The 23,004-nt window shown below is 39.2% G+C and carries 15 protein-coding genes and 2 pseudogenes; 9 read left to right on the top strand and 8 right to left on the bottom strand.

All coding sequences use genetic code 11. The features are described 5' to 3' along the window. Window positions 1-7 precede the first annotated feature (7 nt). From HMPREF9182_RS04780 to yajC, 5 genes and pseudogenes are all read left to right on the top strand, one after another. Entirely contained in the window at window positions 8-1,894 is a 1,887-nt protein-coding gene (locus HMPREF9182_RS04780; protein ID WP_009754383.1) for a sucrose-specific PTS transporter subunit IIBC, read from the top strand. 662 nt (window positions 1,895-2,556) lie between these two features. Continuing rightward, entirely contained in the window at window positions 2,557-2,991 is a 435-nt protein-coding gene (locus tag HMPREF9182_RS04775) for an RbsD/FucU family protein (protein WP_009443439.1), read from the top strand. A gap of 180 nt (window positions 2,992-3,171) precedes the next feature. After that, entirely contained in the window at window positions 3,172-4,323 is a 1,152-nt protein-coding gene (locus HMPREF9182_RS04770; RefSeq protein WP_009754694.1) for an iron-containing alcohol dehydrogenase, read from the top strand. A 245-nt stretch (window positions 4,324-4,568) separates the two neighbouring features. Further along, entirely contained in the window at window positions 4,569-6,683 is a 2,115-nt protein-coding gene (locus HMPREF9182_RS04765; RefSeq protein ID WP_009754688.1) for an ATP-dependent Clp protease ATP-binding subunit, read from the top strand. Window positions 6,684-6,837: 154 nt separating this feature from the next. Then, window positions 6,838-7,133 (top strand): annotated as a pseudogene (gene yajC / locus HMPREF9182_RS04760) (preprotein translocase subunit YajC). Window positions 7,134-7,372: 239 nt separating this feature from the next. Here yajC and HMPREF9182_RS04755 read toward each other — a convergent pair. After that, entirely contained in the window at window positions 7,373-7,636 is a 264-nt protein-coding gene (locus tag HMPREF9182_RS04755) for a hypothetical protein (RefSeq protein WP_009443771.1), read from the bottom strand. Between the two features lie 453 nt (window positions 7,637-8,089). Between HMPREF9182_RS04755 and HMPREF9182_RS04750 the strand changes: the two genes are divergently transcribed. The 4 genes and pseudogenes from HMPREF9182_RS04750 (at window position 8,090) to HMPREF9182_RS04735 (ending at window position 12,947) form a co-directional block, all read left to right on the top strand. Then, entirely contained in the window at window positions 8,090-8,839 is a 750-nt protein-coding gene (locus HMPREF9182_RS04750) for an isoprenyl transferase (protein ID WP_009755020.1), read from the top strand. Between the two features lie 8 nt (window positions 8,840-8,847). After that, window positions 8,848-9,650: pseudogene (locus tag HMPREF9182_RS04745) on the top strand (phosphatidate cytidylyltransferase). Between the two features lie 124 nt (window positions 9,651-9,774). Next, window positions 9,775-11,031 carry an RIP metalloprotease RseP gene (gene rseP / locus HMPREF9182_RS04740; protein ID WP_303659936.1) on the top strand — a complete coding sequence of 419 codons (1,257 nt, stop codon included), beginning with the start codon at window positions 9,775-9,777 and terminating at the stop codon, window positions 11,029-11,031. 65 nt (window positions 11,032-11,096) lie between these two features. Then, window positions 11,097-12,947, top strand: coding sequence for a proline--tRNA ligase (locus HMPREF9182_RS04735; RefSeq protein ID WP_009443174.1), 1,851 nt, complete (start codon window positions 11,097-11,099; stop codon window positions 12,945-12,947). A gap of 37 nt (window positions 12,948-12,984) precedes the next feature. On the opposite strand, the gene HMPREF9182_RS09600 is transcribed toward HMPREF9182_RS04735, so the two are convergent. The 7 genes from HMPREF9182_RS09600 to HMPREF9182_RS04700 form a co-directional block, all read right to left on the bottom strand. Then, window positions 12,985-14,211, bottom strand: coding sequence for a response regulator transcription factor (locus HMPREF9182_RS09600; protein WP_009754661.1), 1,227 nt, complete (start codon window positions 14,209-14,211; stop codon window positions 12,985-12,987). Next, window positions 14,192-15,874: a sensor histidine kinase gene (locus tag HMPREF9182_RS09595; protein WP_009754767.1), complete on the bottom strand. Its 1,683-nt coding sequence runs from the start codon at window positions 15,872-15,874 to the stop codon at window positions 14,192-14,194. Before HMPREF9182_RS09595 ends, HMPREF9182_RS09600 begins: the two co-directional genes overlap by 20 nt. Window positions 15,875-15,999: 125 nt before the next feature. Beyond that, on the bottom strand, window positions 16,000-17,514 hold the full coding sequence (locus HMPREF9182_RS04720) for a glycoside hydrolase family 31 protein (RefSeq protein WP_009754529.1): 1,515 nt from the start codon (window positions 17,512-17,514) through the stop codon (window positions 16,000-16,002). Window positions 17,515-17,531: 17 nt separating this feature from the next. Then, window positions 17,532-18,359 (bottom strand): carbohydrate ABC transporter permease, encoded by an 828-nt coding sequence (locus HMPREF9182_RS04715; RefSeq protein ID WP_009754840.1) that lies wholly within the window; start codon window positions 18,357-18,359, stop codon window positions 17,532-17,534. Between the two features lie 12 nt (window positions 18,360-18,371). Further along, entirely contained in the window at window positions 18,372-19,259 is an 888-nt protein-coding gene (locus HMPREF9182_RS04710) for a carbohydrate ABC transporter permease (protein ID WP_050792379.1), read from the bottom strand. A gap of 128 nt (window positions 19,260-19,387) precedes the next feature. Further along, window positions 19,388-20,662, bottom strand: a complete 1,275-nt coding sequence (locus tag HMPREF9182_RS04705; RefSeq protein ID WP_009754205.1) for an ABC transporter substrate-binding protein — start codon at window positions 20,660-20,662, stop codon at window positions 19,388-19,390. Between the two features lie 313 nt (window positions 20,663-20,975). Beyond that, the gene (locus HMPREF9182_RS04700; RefSeq protein ID WP_009443914.1) at window positions 20,976-22,850 is read right to left on the bottom strand and encodes an alpha-N-acetylgalactosaminidase; all 1,875 of its coding nucleotides are present in this window, start codon (window positions 22,848-22,850) and stop codon (window positions 20,976-20,978) included. Window positions 22,851-23,004 lie beyond the last annotated feature (154 nt).

The following is a 23,004-nucleotide window of genomic DNA, read 5'->3' as shown; positions in this document are numbered from 1 at the left end:
AGATCTAATGGAAAATAGAGACATTGCAAAAGCAGTCGTTGACGCTCTTGGTGGATGTGAGAATGTCAACAGTGTTGCTCACTGTGCGACTCGTCTACGCGTGATGGTCAAAGACGAAGCAAAAATTAACAAGGAAGCTATTGAAAACTTAGAAAAAGTTCAAGGTGCTTTCTTTAACTCAGGTCAATATCAGATTATCTTCGGTACTGGTACTGTCAATAAGATGTATGATGAAGTCGTTGCACTTGGCTTGCCGACATCATCAAAAGATGATATGAAAGCAGAAGCAGCCAAGCAAGGGAATTGGTTTCAGCGTGCCATCCGTACATTTGGTGACGTCTTCGTTCCAATTATTCCTGTTATCGTAGCGACAGGTCTTTTCATGGGTGTTCGAGGACTTTTAAACGCTCTTGGAATGACGCTTCCAGATGATGTGAAGACCTATACAGAAATCCTTACGGATACAGCCTTTATCATCTTGCCAGGTTTGGTTGTTTGGTCAACTTTCCGTGTATTTGGTGGAAATCCAGCTGTTGGTATCGTCCTTGGTATGATGCTGGTATCTGGTTCACTTCCAAACGCTTGGGCAGTAGCATCAGGTGGTGAAGTGACTGCCATGAAATTTTTTGGCTTCATCCCTGTTGTTGGTTTGCAAGGGTCAGTCCTTCCAGCCTTCATTATCGGTGTTGTCGGAGCTAAGTTTGAAAAAACTCTCCGCAAGGTTGTACCAGATGTCTTGGATCTCTTGGTGACACCATTTGTTACACTTTTGGTCATGTCTATCCTTGGACTATTCGTCATCGGACCAGTATTCCACGTTGTTGAAAACTATATTTTATTTGGAACAAAAGCAATTCTTGCTTTGCCGCTTGGTTTAGGTGGTTTAGTGATTGGTGGAGTTCATCAATTGATCGTCGTATCAGGTGTTCACCATATCTTCAACTTGCTTGAAGTGCAATTACTTGCTGCTGACCATGTTAACCCATTCAATGCTATCATCACTGCAGCTATGACCGCTCAAGGTGCTGCAACTGTTGCTGTTGGTGTGAAAACGAAAAATCCTAAACTAAAAACTCTTGCTTTCCCAGCTGCTCTTTCTGCTTTCCTTGGTATTACAGAACCGGCTATCTTCGGGGTTAACTTACGTTACCGCAAACCATTCTTCCTTTCATTGATTGCTGGTGCAATTGGTGGTGGTTTAGCATCTCTCCTTGGACTTGCTGGTACTGGTAATGGTATCACTATCATCCCAGGTACAATGCTTTACATTGGTAATGGACAACTCTTCCAATATCTTTTCATGGTAGCTGTTTCATTTGCACTTGGATTTGCTTTGACGTATATGTTTGGTTTTGAAGATGAGGAAACTGTAACTGAAAAAGCTGAAACTGAAAAACTGGTCGAAGAAGAAAAAACTGGTAATGTACCGGCTACTCTCCAAGATGAAACGATTGTTTCTCCAATCGTTGGTCAGACAGTAGCTTTGAGCGATGTGAATGATCCTGTATTCTCTAGCGGTGCTATGGGACAAGGTCTTGCCATCAAGCCAAGTGAAGGTGTAGTGTATGCACCGGCTGATGCTGAAGTGACGATTGCTTTTGGAACTGGTCATGCTTATGGTTTGAAAACAGCCAATGGCGCTGAAATCTTGATTCATGTCGGAATCGATACTGTTACAATGAACGGCGAAGGTTTTGAACAAAAAGTTTCTCAAGGTGATAAAGTCAAAGCCGGCGATGTTCTGGGAACATTTGAAATTGAGAAAATTGCAGCAGCAGGTCTAGATGATACGACTATGGTCATCGTTACAAATACAGCTGACTACGCTTCTGTTACGCCTGTAGCAGAAAAAACAGTGGCTGAAGGTGATGCTGTAATTGAATTAAAAGCTTAAAACTTAATTAATATAGTGTATATGGCAGATGCTTTGTTAAGTGTCTGTCTTTTTTATTTAGAAGTCTCTGACGTACTGAAAAATGATGAGTTTTTCTTCATGAGAAATTTATGATTGTGACTGATTATTTTATTAATTTTTGAAGTTTCTATGCTTTTCTGATAGAAAAAATAGTTAGTAGACAATGAGTTTAGCTTGAAATTTTTAGGCTTTATTGGCTATCAGACTTTATGACATATAGTGATATTTTACAATTGTTAAACTATTTGATGCATAAGTAACCTTTGTTGTAATAAAAAGAGTTTGGGACAAAAGTCCTAGCCTCTCAATTGTCTTTGGATTGTCGAGTAAGACGCAGTGGTTGAGTGGGCTCTACTACGCTGATTTCATCAGCTTTTACAGCCCAACTCAACTGTGCGGAGGTGGGACGACGAAATCGAATTCTAACGAATTACCGATTTCTGTCTCACTCTCACTAGAATGTAGCTGGCTTCTCTCAACTATGTAAGTAACGCAGTATTACCTCTTCTTTCATGAAAAAATAAAACTCTGAAAAGCATTATCCAAGCATCAGAAAGAACGAAGCAATATCAGGCACAAGAAAAGTCTGAATTGGCTCAATCATATCGATTATTTAAAGAAAATAGAAAGTAGAAAGCTAGATGTTAAAGCATATTCCAACTATATTAAGTCCAGAATTAGTTAAGTATCTAATGGAGATGGGTCACGGAGATGAAGTAGTCATTGCTGATGCGAACTTCCCTGCTCATCGGATTGGTCAACGCGTAGTTCGTTGTGATGGTCATGGAGTTCCAGCGATACTAGATGCTATACTAACTCTGTTGCCTTTGGACACTTATAGTGATTACCAAGCGGGTCTTATGCAGGTAGTACCGGGAGATCCGACTATACCAGTTATTTGGGATGACTACAAGACTTTATTGGATAAACACCAATCTGGCGTTGTCGTTAAAGAATTCGAGCGTTTTGCTTTCTATGAACAAGCAGAGAAAGCTTATTTGATCATTCAGACAGGTGAAGAAGCTCTATATGGCAATATTATTTTGAAAAAAGGCGTGATTACAAATGAAAGATAACACGTAAAACAGATAAGAAAAAGAACGAGGTTGCTTCTGAAAAGGAGCACCTTGCTCTTTATCTTATTTTGGAAGGTTAGTATTTTTTATAAATGTTTTTGTTAAAAAAATCACAAAATCTTTGCAAAGAGATTGGAATAGTAGTATTATTATATTAACAATATAAAAAGGAGAAAATCTATGTCAACATTTTATGTACCCTCAGTCAACCTTATTGGAAAAGGCGTAGTGAAGGAAGTAGGTCCTTATGTCAAGGAATTAGGCTATAGCAAAGCCTTGTTAGTAACGGATAAATTTATTGAAGGCAGTGATATTTTGCCACAAGTCACAGCACCTCTAGAAGCAGAAGGAATTGATTATGTGGTCTTTAGTGATGTAGAACCAAATCCAACTTGTAAAAATGTTATGGATGGTGTGACAGCACTAAAAGAAAATAACTGTGACTTTATCATCAGTGTTGGAGGCGGGTCACCACAAGACGCCGCTAGCTGTATCTCTGTTATCGCGACAAATGGCGGTAAGCCACAGGATTATGAAGGTTTGCATAAGTCTTCGAAGAAAGGCCTACCAGTAGTAGCTATTAACACTACAGCGGGAACTTCAGCTGAAATCACAATCAACTATGTTATCACGGATGAAGAGCGCAAGGTTAAGATGGTAATGGTGGATAAAAATAGCTTAGCGTTGATATCTGTGAATGATCCAGAACTCATGGTTTCAAAACCTGCTGCTCTAACAGCAGCAACAGGTATGGATGCTCTTACCCACGCTGTTGAGGCTTTGGTAACGCCTGGAGCATATGGTGTGACTAAAAAATTATCCATCGGAGCGATCGAACTTATCAAGGAATATCTACCTCGTGCAGTTGCGAATGGACATGATATTGAAGCACGTGAAGGCATGGTCAATGCTATTTTCCTAGGCGGTATGTCTTTTAATAATGCTGGACTAGGTTATGTTCACTCAATGGCTCACCAACTTGGTGCGGTTTATAAATTGCCTCACGGAGTTTGCTGTGCGATGCTTTTGCCGGTCGTCGAGCGTGAGAATGCCAAACGAGTACCAGAAGCTTTCCGTAACGTTGCCAAGGCTTTGGGACTACAAATTGAAGGTAAGACAGATGAAGAATGCGCAGCTTACGCTATTTCTGAAATAGAGAAATTATCAGAAACAGTTGGCATTCCGAAGAAACTCACTGAACTTGGTATCGAAGAAAAAGACTTTGACTTTGATTACCTATCTAAGAATGCCTTGATTGATGCCTGCGCGCCGGGCAACCCATTCATGCCTACTTTAGAAGAAACCATCGCTTTCTATAAAGAGTTGTTCTAGAAATAAAAATGATATAAAAAAGGGCCTGTGTATCTTATGATTACAGGTCTTTTTAAATTGTATAGAAAATGCTAATAGTTGTATAAAAACATTTAAAATAGAAAATTGATTACACATGTAAATTTTTTTTGAAAATTTGAGCATATTTTATTGACATCTCTTTCGTACCATGTTACAATTACAAATGTAAACGAAAAATAAATCAAAAATTCGTTTGCAATTCTTGAAAATGAAGAGGTATGAATATGAATAATAATTACAATAATTTTAATAATATGGATGACTTATTTAATCAATTAATGGGAGGGATGCGTGGTTATAATAGTGAAAGCCGTCGCTACCTAATTAACGGCCGAGAAGTGACACCAGAAGAGTTTGCACATTACCGAGCTACAGGTCAACTGCCTGGTCAAGGAACAGGTGAGCAGACTGGACAAACTGCTGCTCATGGACCTAAGCAGGATGGTATCCTGGCTAAGCTGGGTCGTAATCTGACCCAAGAAGCGCGTGATGGCAAGTTAGATCCAGTCATTGGGCGCAATAAGGAAATCCAAGAAACAGCTGAAATCCTTTCTCGTCGTACTAAGAATAATCCAGTATTGGTCGGAGATGCCGGAGTTGGTAAGACAGCTGTCGTAGAAGGATTGGCTCAAGCTATCGTCAATGGTGATGTACCAGCAGCCATCAAGAACAAAGAAATTATCTCTGTTGATATTTCTGGTCTAGAAGCTGGTACCCAATATCGTGGTAGCTTTGAAGAAAATATCCAAAACTTGGTCAATGAAGTCAAGGAAGCAGGCAACATTATCCTCTTCTTTGATGAAATCCACCAAATCCTAGGAGCAGGATCTATCGGCGGAGATAGTGGCTCTAAAGGCATGGCGGATATTCTCAAACCGGCACTTTCTCGTGGTGAGTTGACCGTTATCGGGGCTACTACTCAAGACGAGTACCGTAATACTATTCTCAAAAATGCAGCTTTGGCCCGTCGTTTCAATGAAGTTAAAGTCAATGCGCCGTCTGCAGAGGATACGTATAAAATTCTTCAAGGAATTCGAGATCTTTACGAGCAACATCACAATGTTATGCTACCGGATGAGGTACTAAAAGCAGCCGTGGACTATTCTATTCAGTATATTCCACAACGCAGTCTGCCTGATAAGGCGATTGACTTAGTTGACGTGACTGCGGCTCACTTGGCAGCTCAGCATCCAGTGACTGATGTTCATGCGGTTGAACGCGAAATCGAAGAGCAAAAGGCTAAGCAGGAAGCAGCCGTAGAAAAAGAAGATTTCGAAGCAGCTCTAAATACCAAGATTCGTATCGAAGAGCTTGAAAAGAAAATGCAGAACCATACTGAAGATATGAAAGTAACGGCAACAGTCAACGATGTAGCAGAGTCTGTTGAGCGAATGACAGGAGTGCCAGTATCTCAAATGGGAGCTACGGATATTGAGCGTCTCAAAGGTATGAATGACCGCCTCAAAGCCAAGGTGATTGGCCAAAACAAGGCTGTAGAAGCCGTGGCTAGAGCTATCCGCCGAAATCGTGCAGGTTTTGATGAAGGTAACCGTCCAATCGGAAGCTTCCTATTTGTTGGACCGACAGGTGTCGGTAAGACTGAGTTGGCTAAGCAACTGGCTCTGGATATGTTCGGTACCAAGGAAGCGATTATCCGTCTAGATATGTCCGAGTACTCTGATCGAACTGCCGTTTCCAAGCTGATTGGTACGACTGCGGGCTATGTCGGATATGATGACAATAACAACACTCTGACTGAGCGTGTCCGTCGCAATCCATACTCTATCATTCTCTTGGATGAGATTGAAAAGGCTGATCCACAAGTGATTACCCTTCTCCTTCAAGTTCTGGATGACGGTCGTTTGACAGATGGTCAAGGAAATACTGTCAACTTTAAGAACACGGTTATCATTGCGACTTCCAATGCTGGATTCGGTTATGAAGCAGGTCTGGAAGAAGACGCAGAAAAACCTGATTTGATGGAACGACTTAAACATTATTTCCGTCCAGAGTTCCTCAATCGTTTCAATGCAGTGATTGAGTTCTCTCATCTCAAGAAGGAAGATCTGATGGAAATTGTGGATCTAATGTTAATCGAAGTGAATAAAACCTTGAGCAAGAAAGAAATCGATCTGGCTGTGTCTGATGCGGCGAAGGAATTCTTGCGCGATGCTGGTTATGATCAAGTGATGGGTGTTCGTCCACTCCGTAGAGTCATCGAGCAACAAATCCGTGACAAAGTGACTGATTTCCACTTGGATCATTTAGATGCTAAGCATTTGTTGGCGGATATCAAAGATGGCGAACTTGTTATAGAGGAAATGCCAGAAAATAGATAACTTACTAAGTAAAATATTGATCAGAAAATATGGAAGTAAAGCGCAGTATTGTGCTTTACTTCTTTTGATTTTGGTCAGAAATGGCTGTCCTCTCTTGTAAAAATACCAAAAATTTGATATAGTGATGAAGACACAAAAACAAAAGGAGACGACTATGGGAATCCAAATGATTATCATGTTTGTGGTTATGGCAGGATTGATTTTCTACATGAACCGCACGCAAAAAAACAAGCAGAAAAACGGATGGAGAGCTTGAACAAACTTCAAAAAGGTTACGAAGTAATCACGATTGGTGGCTTGTACGGAACAGTCGATGAAGTCGATACAGACAAACGTACGGTTGTTTTGGATGTTGATGGCGTTTATTTGACATTTGAATTGACAGCTATCAAGACTGTTTTGCCTCAAGCAGAAGCAGAAGCATCTGAAGAATCAGCTATTGAAGAATAGGACGAAAGAATCAGAGGAAATCCTCAGATTCTTTTTGTTTATAAAAGCGTTTGGCAAATAAGTTTGAGACAAAATGAAGAAGAAACTCTAACAATAGATTCCCCTGGCAGAACGAAGCCTAATAATAGGAATAGGGCTATAGAGGAAGCAATCAAGAAATTCTGTAAATATATTTAAATTGGACAGGTGGAACAAAGGATTGTTATTCCTAAGTCAAAGTTAAAAATAGTAAAACCACATTATGCATGAACTCTATATTTTCTATTAAGTGAATAAATACTTAGCCAGATAAATACGACGGCAAGATAAATGAAGTAGAAACGTGGGGTCAGGGAAAAGAAATTAGTCACTGTTTCTTTTGTATCAATGTTCTGGATTTGTAGTCCCATTAGAGTTGTTCGTGTATCATTGTAAATCTGAAATAGTTCAATCCCAGAATCTGTAATGAAAGCTAACAGCCAAGTCAGGCTGGCATAGGTGATTTGTTGTAAATAGCTTTTCATAGAGTAATCTCCATTTCTTTTTTACAATATATGCTAATAGTAGTAATAGTAGAGAAAGCGTTCCGAAAAATAGAAATTAGATGAGTGTATTTTTATTCTCTCAAATAGACTATTCGTAATTCTATTAAAAAAATAAAGTGAATTTTTAAATTTATATTTAACAATTTATTGGAAAGTCTCATAACATAGTGTGGAAAACTAGTAGAATGAACGATCCAAGTAATGAAACAAATAAAAAAAGATCGCCAAATCTTGTGAAAATAATACAAGTACTCTATTCGGGACTAGTTATATCATTTGTCTTACTTTATTGTTCTATCTACGATTTACGATGTAATACTCAAAAGAAAACGGATTAATGATAGAACAGATAATTTGAGCTCAAAACGTACCAAACACACACTTTTACAAGATTTATGGTATAATAAAATGATTAAATTTTAGGATAAAGCTATGTTTCACTTTAAGAAAAAAGAAAAAATAAACATTCCTCTACAGGTACCTAAGCATATTGGGATCATTATGGATGGGAATGGTCGATGGGCTAAGAAACGGATGCAACCACGTGTCTTTGGGCATAAGGCTGGTATGGAAGCTTTACAAGAAGTTACCATTGCTGCTAAAGAAATGGGAGTGCAGGTTTTAACGGTTTATGCCTTTTCGACAGAAAATTGGGCGAGGCCGGAAAAAGAAGTCAAGTTTATTATGAATTTGCCGGTTGAATTTTACGATCGCTACGTGCCCGAGCTACATAAAAATAATGTAAAAATTCAAATGATTGGTGACGTGGCGAGATTGCCAAGAGAGACCTATCAAGCTTTGCTTAAAGCAGAAGAATTGACCAAGCTCAATACTGGATTGATTTTGAACTTTGCTCTCAATTATGGAGGCCGTGCAGAGTTAACCCAAGCTATTCGAAATATTGCTCAAGAAGTATTGGATGCAAAATTTAATCCAGGTGATATTAACGAGGAGATGATAGGAGACTATCTTCAAACGAGTACATTGCCTCGTGTTTTGAGAGATCCAGATTTGATCATCCGAACGAGTGGAGAATTGCGGCTTAGTAATTTTTTGCCTTGGCAAAGTGCATATAGTGAGCTGTATTTCACCAAGACCTTGTGGCCGGATTTTGATGAAAAATCATTAAAAGAAGCTATCGAAGAATATAGCAAACGTCAGAGACGCTTCGGTGGTGTTTAGGAGAGTTTATGGATAAGGAATTACAAACGAGATTGATTTTTGCGGGAGTTGCGCTTGCGATTTTCCTTCCCCTAGTTGTATTAGGAGGGGTTGTTTTTCAGATAGGAGTTGGCCTCTTAGCTATGTTAGCTGTGCATGAGTTGCTCCGAATGAAAGGCTTGGCTACTGCTACGCTAGAAGGAATGCTGGCTATGCTGGCAGCTTTTGTCTTGGCTGTTCCAATTGAGTATTATTTTACTTTCTTGCCAATTGATGGCAATGTGGTTGCCTATACTTTAGTTGTTTTTTACTGCTGGGTTCTACAGTTTTTGGAAAAACCTATACTTTTGATGATGTGGTGTATCCTATCGCGGTGAGCTTTTATGTTGGCTCTGGATTCAATGCTTTATTGGATGCGCGGATCGCTGGTTTGGATAAGGTGCTCTTGGCTCTCTTTATTGTTTGGGCTACGGATAGTGGTGCCTATCTTGCTGGACGACGCTTTGGCACTCGTAAACTAGCACCGACTATCTCACCTAACAAGACCATTGAAGGTGCTCTTGGAGGGATTTTGTCTGCTATGTTAGTCACATCTATTTTCGTCTTTTTTGATGCTGCAGTTGCTGCTCCGCACAGTCAGTGGTTGTTAGTTATTTACTCAATTTTCTTTAGCTTGGCAGGTCAATTTGGTGATTTGGTGGAAAGCGCAATAAAGCGTCACTATGGAGTCAAAGATTCTGGGAAGTTCATTCCAGGGCATGGCGGTGTTTTAGATCGTTTTGATAGCCTATTGTTTGTTTTTCCTTTGATGCGAGTATTAGGTCTATTCTAACCATCTTGATTTAGTAAAGCGAAATCGTTAAAAATGATCAAAGAGAACAGGAGGTTTATTCCAGCCTCTTTGATCTATTTATAGCTAGAATTTAGAAAGGGATGCGTATCAGAACAATATGGGAATCATGGGAATTATCACCTTTATCATTGTCTTTGGTATAATTGTTGTCGTCCATGAATTTGGACATTTCTATTTTGCGAAAAGGTCTGGTATTCTCGTTCGAGAATTTGCCATTGGAATGGGACCTAAAATCTTTGCTCATATAGGTAAAGATGGTACGGCTTATACAATTCGGATTCTTCCTTTGGGAGGATATGTTCGTATGGCTGGTTGGAGTGATGATACAACAGAAATTAAAACAGGGACTCCTGTTAGCTTGACGCTTAACGAAGAAGGAAAAGTTGTACGTATCAATTTGTCTGGTAAGAAAATCGATCAGACAGCTCTGCCAATGAACGTAACTAGCTTTGATTTTGAAGACAAACTGGAAATCACTGGTTTGGTCTTAGAAGAAAGCAAGACCTACTCCGTAGATCATGATGCAACTGTTGTAGAAGCAGACGGAACCGAAGTGCGCATCGCTCCGTTAGATGTGCAATATCAGAATGCTACGATTTGGGGGCGCCTAATCACTAACTTTGCAGGTCCTATGAATAATTTTATCTTAGGGATTGTGGCTTTCTGGGTCTTGATTGCTTTACAAGGTGGAGTGCAAGATCTTGCTAGTAATCATATTCGCGTCACATCAGATGGCGTTTTGGCACAAGCTGGTGTGCAAAATAATGATCAGATTCTTAAAGTTGGTCAAACTGAAGTCTCAAATTGGAATGATTTGACACGAGCTGTGGAGAAGGAAACGAAAAATCAAAAGAATCCGAAGCTTGATTTGACGATTAAAAGTGGCAATGAGACGAAGGAGATAGCTGTCACGCCCCAAAAAGAAGGCGACCGTTACCTGCTCGGTGTCACACCAGGTATGAAATCAGATCTTCTATCTATGTTGGCTGGAGGACTTACCATGGCTTGGGATGCGGCTTTTCGGATTTTAAATGCGTTAAAGAATTTGATTTTCCATCCAAGTCTCAACCAGCTAGGTGGACCAGTTGCTATTTTCCGTGTCAGCAGTCAAGCGGCGCAAGCTGGTTTAAATCAGGTTATTGGGCTTTTGGCCTTGTTGTCTATTAATATCGGTATTTTCAACTTGATTCCTATTCCAGCTCTTGATGGAGGGAAAATCGTGCTCAATATTCTCGAGGCTATTCGCAGAAAACCGCTTAAGAGAGAAACAGAGACCTATGTTACCTTAGCAGGTGTTGCTATTATGGTGATTCTTATGATTGCTGTGACTTGGAATGATATCATGCGTACATTCTTCTGATCAAGCTACATGATATGAAGTTTAGATAATGCTCAGTGCTTCCAAACAAGATTAAAGGAGTTTTTATGAAACAAAGTAAAATGTTAATCCCAACTTTGCGTGAGATGCCAAGTGATGCGCAAGTGATCAGTCATGCTCTACTCTTGCGGGCAGGCTATGTTCGACAAGTTTCAGCAGGTGTGTATTCTTACCTCCCGTTAGCCAATCGTGTTATTGAAAAAGCTAAGAAGATCATGCGTCAGGAATTTGAAAAAATTGGTGCAGTGGAAATGCTAGCTCCTGCTCTTTTGAGTGCAGATCTTTGGCGTGAATCAGGTCGTTATGAAACTTATGGAGATGACCTCTTTAAGTTGAAAAACCGTGAAGGTTCCGACTTTATTTTAGGTCCGACCCATGAAGAAACATTCACTGCCTTGGTACGTGATTCAGTTAAGTCTTACAAACAGTTACCACTTAACCTTTATCAAATCCAACCTAAATACCGTGATGAGAAACGCCCTCGCAATGGTCTTTTACGGACACGTGAATTTATCATGAAGGATGGATATAGCTTCCATGCCAACTATGATAGCTTAGATGTGACCTATGATGAGTACAAAACTGCTTACGAGAACATCTTCACACGCAGTGAGATTGATTTTAAAGCTATTATTGGAGATGGCGGAGCAATGGGCGGTAAGGATAGTCAAGAATTTATGGCTATTACCCCTGATCGAACAGACCTAAATCGCTGGTTAGTTTTAGATAAGTCTGTTGCAAGCATTGATGAGATTCCGGCAGATGTCTTAGAAGAAATCAAAACAGAATTAAGCAATTGGATGGTTTCTGGTGAAGATACGATTGCTTATTCAAGTGAATCTAACTACGCAGCTAACTTGGAAATGGCTACGAATGAGTACAAACCAAGTAACCGCGTTGAGACTGAAAGCGAGCTTGCGCGTGTTGAGACGCCGAATTGTAAGAGTATTGATGAAGTTGCAGCCTTCTTGGAAGTTTCTGAGGAGCAAACCATCAAGACCTTAGTTTACATTGCAGATGAAAAACCTGTTGTTGCCTTGCTTGTTGGGAATGATCAACTGAATGAAGTTAAATTAAAAAATCATTTGGGAGCTGATTTCTTTGAGGCTGCAACAGAAGCGGAAGTTCAAGCCTTGCTAGGGGCAAGCTTTGGTTCTCTTGGTCCAGTTAATCTACCAAACGATGTGACCGTTATCGCTGATCGTAAAGTTCAGGATCTGTCTAATGCTGTTGCAGGAGCTAATGAAGATGGTTACCACTTGACTGGAGTGAATCCTGGCCGTGACTTTACAGCAGAGTATGTTGATATTCGTGAAGTTCGTGAAGGAGAGATTTCTCCGGACGGAAAAGGTGTTCTGCAGTTTGCGCGTGGTATCGAGATTGGGCATATCTTTAAATTGGGGACTCGCTATTCTGATAGCATGAATGCAACAGTCTTGGATGAAAATGGCCGAGCAGTTCCCCTTGTGATGGGATGCTATGGTATCGGTGTGAGTCGCTTACTCTCAGCAGTCATGGAGCAACATGCTCGACTCTTTGTCAATAAGACGCCTAAAGGAGAGTATCGCTACGCTTGGGGAATTAATTTTCCTAAAGAGTTGGCTCCGTTTGATGTTCACTTGATTCCGGTTAATGTCAAGGATGAAGAAAGTCAAATTTTGACAAATAAACTAGAAGAAAGCTTAGTTGCGGCTGGCTACGAGGTCTTGGTAGACGATCGCAATGAACGCGCAGGGGTTAAGTTTAGCGATAGCGACTTGATTGGTCTTCCAATCCGTGTGACTGTTGGTAAAAAAGCAGCCGAAGGTATCGTAGAAGTGAAAATCAAAGCTACTGGTGATACGATTGAAGTTCATGCGGATAACTTAATTGAAACGTTGTCTATTTTGACTAAATAAAAAAAGCCTCGCTTGGAGCACATTAATCCAGCGAGGTTTATTTTTTAAAGATTCGGCGGTAATCACTAGGATTGTGCCCAAAACGTTTCTTGAAAAAATCATTAATATTTTGAGGTTTTTGATAGCCAACTAATTCTGTGATTGTTTTGATTTTTAAGCTTGTTGTTAGAAGTAACTTCTTCATTTTCTGTAGGCGTTGTTCAAGGATGAACTGAGATAGATTTTCTCCAGTTTTCTCCTTATATATTTTAGATAGATAGGTTGGGTGGATATGAACTTTGTCCGCTAATATCTCTAGAGATAAGGGGCTGTCAAGATTTTCTAAGATATAGGATTGCAGTGAAGAGATATTAATAGCTGCATCTTGTGTTAGGTGATTAGAGAGCGGTAGCAGATTTTGTAGCCAACGATCTAGGTTATCTGCTAGAGCCAGATGAATGGTCTGTGATACATCAAATTCTTGTAAAAGAAACGGGAAATGCTTATAGATATGATATAGGATATTAAGTTTGAGAAATATAGATTGAGCACTGGTACTATTTACATCGAGTTTATCCAGTTGTTCTAGCAGGCTCCTCCAATCTTGTTGTTGGACAAGGTCTTTGGTCCATTCATGCCGCTGGATAGGCTCTTTAAAATCTGTTTGAAAAATGATGTCAAACAGTTCTCGGATAGGCTCTTTACATTGACGATTGTATTCTTCTAAAACAAAACCAAACTCAAACTCATTTAGGCAAAATGGCAGAAATCTCTCTTCATCAAGGCGAGCTTGTTTTAGTACATACCCTCCATTTAATAAGTGCTGCCAATAAGAAAGGGAGTCAGGTTCTTGAGGTAAATTTCCTGACAATAAACTGAGATAAAATAATTTGCTATCAACATCTTCTAGTACTTTTTTAATAGAAAGTTGAGGCATAATTTTCTCAATGAGTTCTTCAAGTTCCTCTGGAAATACTGGTTTTAGTAAATAGTCTACAACTCCATAGCGAATAGCTTGTTGGGCATATGTAAAGTCAGAGTATCCTGATATAATCACAACTTTTGTTAGTGGATCGATTCGTTGTGCCAAGTCCAAACCGCTGACCTCTGGCATACGAATGTCTGTTAAGAGTAGATTGGGAGATTCGCCTTTTTCGATTCGAAAGAGGACTTCTTTTGAGCTGGTAAAGGAAACAACTTCTTGGAATCCATGCTTTCTCCAATTAATCGTTTTAAATAAATAATCTACAATATTTTTCTCATCGTCAACAATCCAACATTTCACGATATGTCCCCCCGCTTTCTTTGTTGATTGTGAAGTGAATAGTTAATCCACCTAAGTCGTTTATTTTCAAATGTAGTCCGGCCTCTTTTCCGTAAGCATTTTTAAGGCGCTGATTAACATTCCAAAGGCCTATAGAGCCTCCTTGGTGATGAGGCTGGTTAATAAAATGATACAATGTCTCAAGATCATCTAGAAGCATACCAGGTCCATCATCAGAAACGATAATGTGTATACCTGAGTTTTCTCGCTTGACAGAAAGGTTAATTTGATGAGCTCCGTCTTTAGCTTCAATGCCGTGTTCGATGGCATTTTCAATAATTGGCTGAATCAACAAGGGAAGAATAAGTTCTTGCCCTACATGATCCTCTAATGAAATCTGAAACTGAAAATCTTTCCGTAGGGCTTGAATAGATAGATAGTGCCGAGCAAACTCCACTTCATCTTGGATACAGACTCGGTCTTTTGCTTTACTCAAATAGCGATAGTATTCGGCTAAGTGTCTGGTCATTTTTCTAACGTCTTGCGGTTGATCAGCCACAGAGACGATATAAAACAAACTATTATAGAGAAAGTGAGGCTGTATTTGAGACTGAAACTGTCGTTCTTCTGCTAAATCACGCTGTTGCATTTCTTTGACTAGCGTACGAAACAGCCGCTGTATACTTGAAGTCATAAGGTTAAACTGCTTAAACAAATAATCAAATTCATTCTGGTGGAGATGTTCGATGCGGGTATCATAATCTCCTTTTTCTACTAGCTTGAGCTTAGTAGTTAAAAGTGAAATCTCTGCTAAAACATTGCGGTGATAAAGAAAGATTAAGATGAAGCCAAAGCCAAGTACAAATAAGACTGCTGTTAAAGAGATTAGGGTATTGTGGGTATAAGTATCATCGAACTGTTTGGTTGGTAAAGTTGAGATGAGTTGTATTTGAGAGTCGGACACCTTCAAAGTCATGAAATACTTGAGTGATTGTTTGATATGAAAAGGTGAATTTGAGATAGATTTCTGAAATACACTACGATTTTTTTGGATCAAATTTTGTAATTCTCTAGATCCTCCCCAAATTTGTCCATCTGGTAGTAATAGCGCAGCTTCATCAGAGTTACTAGCTAAGGCTTCTTGGGCTTCAAGTAAGAGTGAGTCAGAAGCTTTGATAGCTACGATAGTTTCTTCTTCTGTATTACCAAAAGTGTAGGACATAAGAAAGTACAGCCCTCTATTGGTATTTCGCCAGCCCTTTATTGGCGGGGCTTGTTTCATCTCGTTTTTGAGGTTGGGACTGGATTCGGTTGAAATAAGAATGTCTTTTTGTGGCCAATATAGGCTAATATCCGCCATATCTGAGCTGTTAATCAACCGTTCTTTTAGTTTGGCACTGATGCGATTGAGTTGCAGCAAATAGGAATAGTCATCAGTAGGCTTTTCATCTGTGCGGAGGTCTCTGACATCGCTATCTACAAGAAGAGTACCTGCATTATCCTCAATAGATCGTTGCCCCATGAGCAGTCGCTGGCTGGCATATTCTAAACGATTTTGTGCCAGTCTAGTAATGTTTTTATGGTTGGTATCTATTGTTTGATAATAGAAGAAACCTATAAAAGCAAGAATAACTAAAATAAAAAGAATTAATAAGGCTAATACAATGGTTAATTTCTTTTTCATTGGCAGCTCTTTCTTTATAAAAACGACATTCCCATTATATAAATTATATAACAATATGATGATTGATTCTAGTAGAAAATAACGACTGAAACAAAAATATTTCAGCCGTTTTAAGGGGGGCATGTTTAAAGATGATCGATTTTTTTAAAGACAAGTGGCTCACCATAGGTAGCTTCGAAATGGAAATATTGTCCAGTGCTATCTATGATTGTATCTTTATGTTCCCATTGCCCTTTTGGAAGATAGACTTGACGTCCGGTTTGGTTTGGTGTAACAATTGGAGCAACTAAGAGTTGTGGGCCAAGCATAAATTGATCGGTAATCATTTCGACAGGTTCGCTAGGAAATTCATAACTCATATAGCGAATAACTGGTTCACCTGTGTAGCTAGCTTGTTCAACTAAGTCTAAAATTTCATGGATGAACTTTTCTCTGATTTGAATGGTCTTCTTGATTGCATTGTAGTGTGGCTCATCTAAGACGCGATAGGGTGCCGCTGAAAACTGCATGGCAGGCATGAGGCAGGCGATTTCGGCATATCGAACAAATAGATCTTGATCCAAGTTTTTGCTAGCTTGTCCGAAATTGACATATTCTCCTCCCCCAATCATATCAGGACAAGTAAAAGCATGGCCAGTGATACCTTGAGTCAGGCTGTTTGGAATGAGAGAGGAAATACCATTATCGCCCCAAGAATGATTTTTATCACAAAGGCGTTGAAGGAGTGGGCGTCCTCCAGTAGCAAAAGTCACACGGAATTCATTAAAAGAGTATTGTTCACCAAAGTTAGACCAAGCTTGAGATTGTTGATCAGGGCTTGCTTTTTTATAAGTCAAAGCATCTGCTGGATAAAAGAAACTATCTCCTGCATCAAATTTAAAGCCGTCTACACCCATTGCTTGAAGTTTGTCTAATTGATTCTTTAGCCAATCTCGGGAAGCGGGATTTGTCATATCTAGTAGGGCGGAGTGACCATTCCACCAATGGATAATATAAGCCTCCCCGTCAGGCCGCTTTACTAATAAATCTTTTGCAAGAGCATCACGGTAAGCTACTGTATCTGCAGTAATAAAAGGGCAAATCCATAGCATGACCTTGAATCCAGCTTGATGAAGTTTTTTTAGCATCTTCTCAGGATGGGGAAACTTTCCTGAATGAAATTGCCAATCGCCGTAGTAGTTAGACCAACCATCATCAATCATGAGTACACCGGCAGGTAAGCCGTTTTCTAAAATCGTTTGGCTATACTGTTCGATAGCTTCCTGTGTTTGATAGAATGTCAATTCAATCCAAGAATTATAAATAGGTTGCTCAAACAGAGCACGATCGGGCATTGTTCCTGTTGGTGGGAAATATTTTTTTGCAGCTGCCAAATAGGCACCACGAAGAGTTTGATGGCCTGTTTCTAAGATAGCATTTTCTGATAGGAAAATTTCTCCTTGACGAAAATGTGCAGTAAACCCATTTTGGCTCCAAATATACCGTCCCTTAGAAGATAAGAGAAGCGGAGCAGCTTGATTGACGGATTGATTCGTTGTAAGATTGATTTCTTTTTCGCTTTGATTGTCTAGGGGCATCGCTGGTCCATCAACAGTGTAGCCACCATACCAGTATTCGTTTTCTAAAAATGTTAGTTTCATAGCTTACCTCAATATGATTATAATTTTCCGCCAGAAGTTGCAATACCTTCGATAAATCTTTTTTGGAACATGATAAAAATCAGCAGCATTGGCCAGATAGCAAGGAGAGAGCCAGCCATCAACTCTGGATAGTTGGTAGAATACTGTCCTTGCAAGCTAGCAAGGCCGGCAGAGAGTGGCATTTTGTCTTCGGAAATATTGACAATAAGAGGCCACATCAAATCCTTGAAGGCAAACAAAGTAGTAAAAATCCCTAAAGCGACCAGTCCAGAACGTGCTAATGGAAGCATAATTTTAAAGAAAATTTGCCAAATATTACAACCATCTAAGATAGCGGCTTCTTCTAATTCGTCAGGTAGTCCTTTGAAAAATTGTCGAAGTAAGAAGGTTCCAAAAGCACTGACGAGACCAGGGAAGATAAGGCCGGGAATAGAGTCTAAAATTCCTAGTTTTTGTGCCAATAAAAATTGTGGTGTCAAAAAGATTTGAGACGGAATCATGATTTGCACTAGTACGATGCTAAAAAGAAATTCTCTAAAAGGGAACTCGATTCTAGCAAAGGCATAGGCTGCCATAGAGCTAAATGCTAATGCAAAGGCTACACGGCCAATGATCAGAATGATGGTATTAATATAAAAGCTAAGAAACGGTAGCTTGTTGAGAATATCCACAAAATTATGCCATTGTGGAACCTTTGGAAAGAGTATAGGAGGGACTGTAATTGATTCGGAAAGTGTCTTGATAGAGGTCAAACACATCCAAATGAAAGGCAAAATCATGATAATGGCCCCAACTATTAGAACAGAGTGAATAATGACTTTGGTGTAAATGGTTCGTTTTTTCATGACATAAACCTCCTAATAATGAACCCATTTCTTTTGTAATTTCATTTGAAGCGCTGTGATCAAACCAATAACGACAAGAAGTAGAACAACGATCGCTGCACCGTATCCTTTATTACTTAAGATGAAAGAATGTTTGAAGAATAAGTAAACGAGAGATTGTGTGTGCATGATGACTTCGCTTTTAGAGTCGAACATGAGGTAGATGACATCAAACACCTGTAATGCATTGATGACGGTTGTAATGACCACGAAAAAAAGAGAAGGAGAAACTAGAGGAAGTGTGATAGAGAAAAACTGCTTGATAGGCCCTGCCCCCTCTAGGCTGGCAGATTCGTAGTAATCGCGAGGGATTTCTTGTAGGCCTGCTAGTAAGATAACCATGTTATAACCAATAGCGCTCCAGATCCCCACGATGGCAATGGCTAGTATAGAGAACTTGGGATCTCCTAACCACCAAGGACCTTTGATCCCAATAAGGCTGAGTGCATAGTTAATGAGACCATAGTCAGAGTTATAAAGCCAGCGCCAGACCATTGCAATCGCTGCGGGTGTGGAGACTACGGGAAGAAAGTAAATCACACGATAAAGGGATAAACCCTTAATCTTTTGATTGAGAAGCACAGCAACTAATAGTGAGAAAACAATAATTCCTGGAACAGCAAAAATCGTATATTTGATAGTATTCCAGATAGCTAACGGAATCTGAGGGTCTTGGATCAAACGTTGGTAATTTTCCAATCCAGCGAATTTCGCATCTCCTAGTCCAGAAGATTTATAGAAACTCATGAAAATCGTATCAAACGTTGGTTTAATGTTTAAGAAAAACATTCCCAAGCAAGTTGGTAAGATAAATAAATATCCCCACAAAATAGATGATTTTCGATAGCGCCGTTTACCGATAGTAATAAAGGTGCTTTTTTGATGTGTTTTTGTTTGTTGAATATTTTCCACAATAGACCTCCTTAAAAAAATAAGAGATAAACACTGACTAGGTTGTCGGTATTTATCTCTTTTAAAGACTCGTTATCCTATTCAGCTAAAATATCGTTGACATCTTTTGCAGCTTTTTCTGTTGCATCAGAAACGGTTGATTTTCCGCTAAAGATAGGAGCAAGATCCTCTGTAGCAGTACTTTCAGCACGATTGAAGTTTGCTCCGTTTGGTCTTAGTACACCATATTCAAGCATTTCAGAGAAGACTTCGGTGTTGAAAGTTGCTTTTGTTGCTTCGACAAATTTCTTATCAGCTCCTTTGTAAGCAGGGATGGCAGTAGCGGTACTACCTTGGATTTCCATACCTTTCTTGGAGCTCAAGAATTCTACAAATTTGACAGCAGCTTCTTTATTTTTTGTGTAAGCTGAAACTGCATTTCCTAGTCCATTATACACAGTAGCTCTGACTTTTCCTTTTGGAAGAACAGCGATGTCTGCATTTTTCTTCAAATATTCGTTACTAGCGTTGTCGTTGAACACCCAAGAACCATCAAAAATCATTGCAAGTTTACCAGAGGCAAAAAGGCTACGAATGTCATTTTCTGCGGTTTGTGCTACAGTTGGTGAGCTTTTATCTTTGAGAGAGAAATCTGCCCACCATTGCAGGGCTTCTTGAGTCGCAGGGTTGTTTAACTCTGATTTTTTCTTATCATCAGATAAGACTTTACCGCCGTTTTGGAAAATGGCATTGTAATAACCAACTTCAGTATCATTTGGAGCACCGAATCCGTAGATGCCTTGTTCTGTATCTGTTAATTGTTTAGCTACTTCTTTAAATTTGGCCCAATCCCACGTGTTGTCAGGATAGGCGATTCCTTTTTTATCAAAGATTTCCTTGTTATACCAGAGGCCAATGGTACTGATGTCTTTTGGAATAGCATAAGTCTTGTTATCTTTGCTATATAGTTTCACTAAGTCTTCTGGATAGTTGCCTTTTTCTTTGTTGTATGATTCTGTCAAATCCATCAAAGCATCAGCCTTGATGTAGCGTGCTGCCTCACTACCATTCATCCAAAATACGTCCGGCAAGTTTTTACCATTTGCACTTGCTTCCATCTTAGTCCAATATTCATTCCAAGGAATGACTTGTACCTTGATTTTGACATTCTTATTTTCTTTCATGAATTCATCCGCTAGCTTTTGCATTCCAGGCTGTTGGATTTTATCCCAAATTGCGTATGTGATTTCAGTTTCTTTTCCGCTGTCAGATTTATTATCTGTAGCGTTTTGACCAGAACCACAAGCCGTTAGACCGGCTGCTAGTAAGGTTGCTCCTACTGCACAGGCAAGTGTTTTTTTAAACTTAAACATAGACTTTCGCCCTCCTAAATGTTTGTAGATGTTGAATAAACTATTAGAAAATGAACAAATAAGAAATAGTAAAACAATAGGTAAACTGTAGAAATAGGCGTTAACGGCTTATGATGTTTTATTATTTATGATTGGTCTATTTTCTAAATGTTATATCAAACTTCTCGTTTGTTTTTATATTTTTATTATAATAAAAACGCTTACATTTTCAAACTACCTATTTTTAAGAAAGCTACCCAATTTTTAAGCAAATAAAAAAGAGTGATAGAAAAATCATTTTCTTCACTCTCTAATAAATAAGGTATTAATTGTATTAGAATTTTTTAAAAATAATAGAACTATAAGGCGCTAATTCGATTTCATGTGTAGAAATGATTTGAGCAGGTCCTCCCCATTCTACACGATAATCCTTCAAGTTACATTGAGGTAACTCTATCCGTTGAGGTTTGTCAGAAGGGTTACGTAAGGATAGGATTTCTTCTGAAATAGTTGAATGACGGCACCAGTATCCATAAACTTCAAAGTTTGCTGGATTGCCCCCAATCATGTGGCTGTGTTTCAGGATGGAATAGTTCTGTTCAACCCAATGGACAGCTCGAGCATTGGCTTGCCAGCGTTCTTCATCAAACATATCATAAGAGTAATGAAATTCCCAAAAACCATTACCCCGAGTGGCAATAAACATTAAGTAATCTTCAAACTCCTTAACAGATGAAGACATTTGATGATCCATATAAGTGGAATGAGCAGTTTGAGCATAAATCGGTTCATGGTTATAGAGAGCCCAGAGTGGTAACTGAATATCTCGCTCTTTTAGGAATTTATAGTACTGTATATCTCGGTAAGTCATCATACGATTGAGATCACTTCCACCATTTTCAACGAAGCTAACGTCTTGAGAAATCTGAATCCAAAGGCTATTAACCCATTGTAGAAACCAAGGGCTGGGATTGACATAGGAGGTCAGATTGAGCCAACAGTCTTTATCTCTCCTATCTTTTCTTAAAGAGATTAAGAGATCAATCAGGGACTCGTATGAAGCTGTCATGGTATGCATAGCAAAAGGGCCAGAACAATCGGTTTTATCAGGTTTTAGAAGCCAGCCATCTATTTTCCAGTAGCTGATATCGTAGTTGCGCTGGTGTTCGAGCATCTTTTCTTTCATCAGCTGAAGATAGCGAGGGTCTCCTACATTTACGTCATTGGATAAATGATTTTTGCTGCCAAATTCTGGGTGAGCCTCCAGCCAATCACTCATGATCACTTCTGTTCCATTATAGCCACCTCTTGGTCCAATCCAAAGTCCTAAGTTTGAGCCGAATTGATTCACTAACTTTTTGATATTGTCTAGCCCTTGCGGAAACTTATCATTAAAATCCCAGATGCTTTGGTAGTCTGGCCAGCCATCATCAACGACATAAGCGTCTAGATGAACACCATAATCTTCAAAACCTTGCCGAATTTCTTTGAAGCTATCTAGGATAATCTGCTCATTGATATTTGTCATATGATCATACCAAGAGTTGTATTGTTTTCGGAAATAGCTCGGTTGGGCAATGTTAGCAATATAAGTAAAGAAAGCGTTTTGGATGTCTTCCTTTTCAAAGGAGGCTGCGGAGCCGACGACACTAGGCCAGATGATTTTAGGATTATTGATCTGTTGTCCAACATAGTAGCGAGAAAAATAATGTTGTCCTTCTAGACGATTTTCTCCCATTGGAAATTCCATTCCGAAAAAGAAGGAGTTGGCGTAAATAGGTTGTCCTAGTTCGACATAGTAACCGGAGAATCCGGCTAATTCACTGATATCATCTTGTTTCTTTGGGTAGTAAATAGCTTTGTTAGTCTCAAAGTCGAAGTATTCGATGTCAATGGCATTGATGAACTTCTCAGAAGACAGCAGTGTAATTTCTTTACTAAGTACATCTTCTCGTGCTTGATAGTGGATACGTAAGCTTATTAGCGGATGTGAAAATTCTACTAGAAATTCCCTGTTAGATTCATTGAGAATATGAGCATTACACTCCTGAGATGATACTTGTTCTCCGTCTTCAAACAACACTAAAAATTCTCTTTGATTTGTTAGAGAAATGGTAGTTTTTGTCTGTAAATTAACAAAATAATCCGTATAAAAATGCTGATTCTCTAGTCGAAAGTGTCGCTCTAGTTGTTGATTTTGTATTTTCAAGTCTGTTGCCTCCAGTTATGTTTACTTTGGGCTTCTACAGCTTGTTTTCGTTAACGCTTACAGACATTATACATATTTCTGTTTTTTATTGCAAGACTCCAAAGAAGTTCCTTAGAAAAATTAACAAGCAATTATGTTCATGCTTGTACCTTTC

It is taken from the genome of Streptococcus sp. oral taxon 056 str. F0418, from assembly GCF_000220065.1.
Taxonomy (GTDB): Bacteria; Bacillota; Bacilli; order Lactobacillales; family Streptococcaceae; genus Streptococcus.
This window is presented reverse-complemented; position numbering and strand designations above follow the sequence as displayed.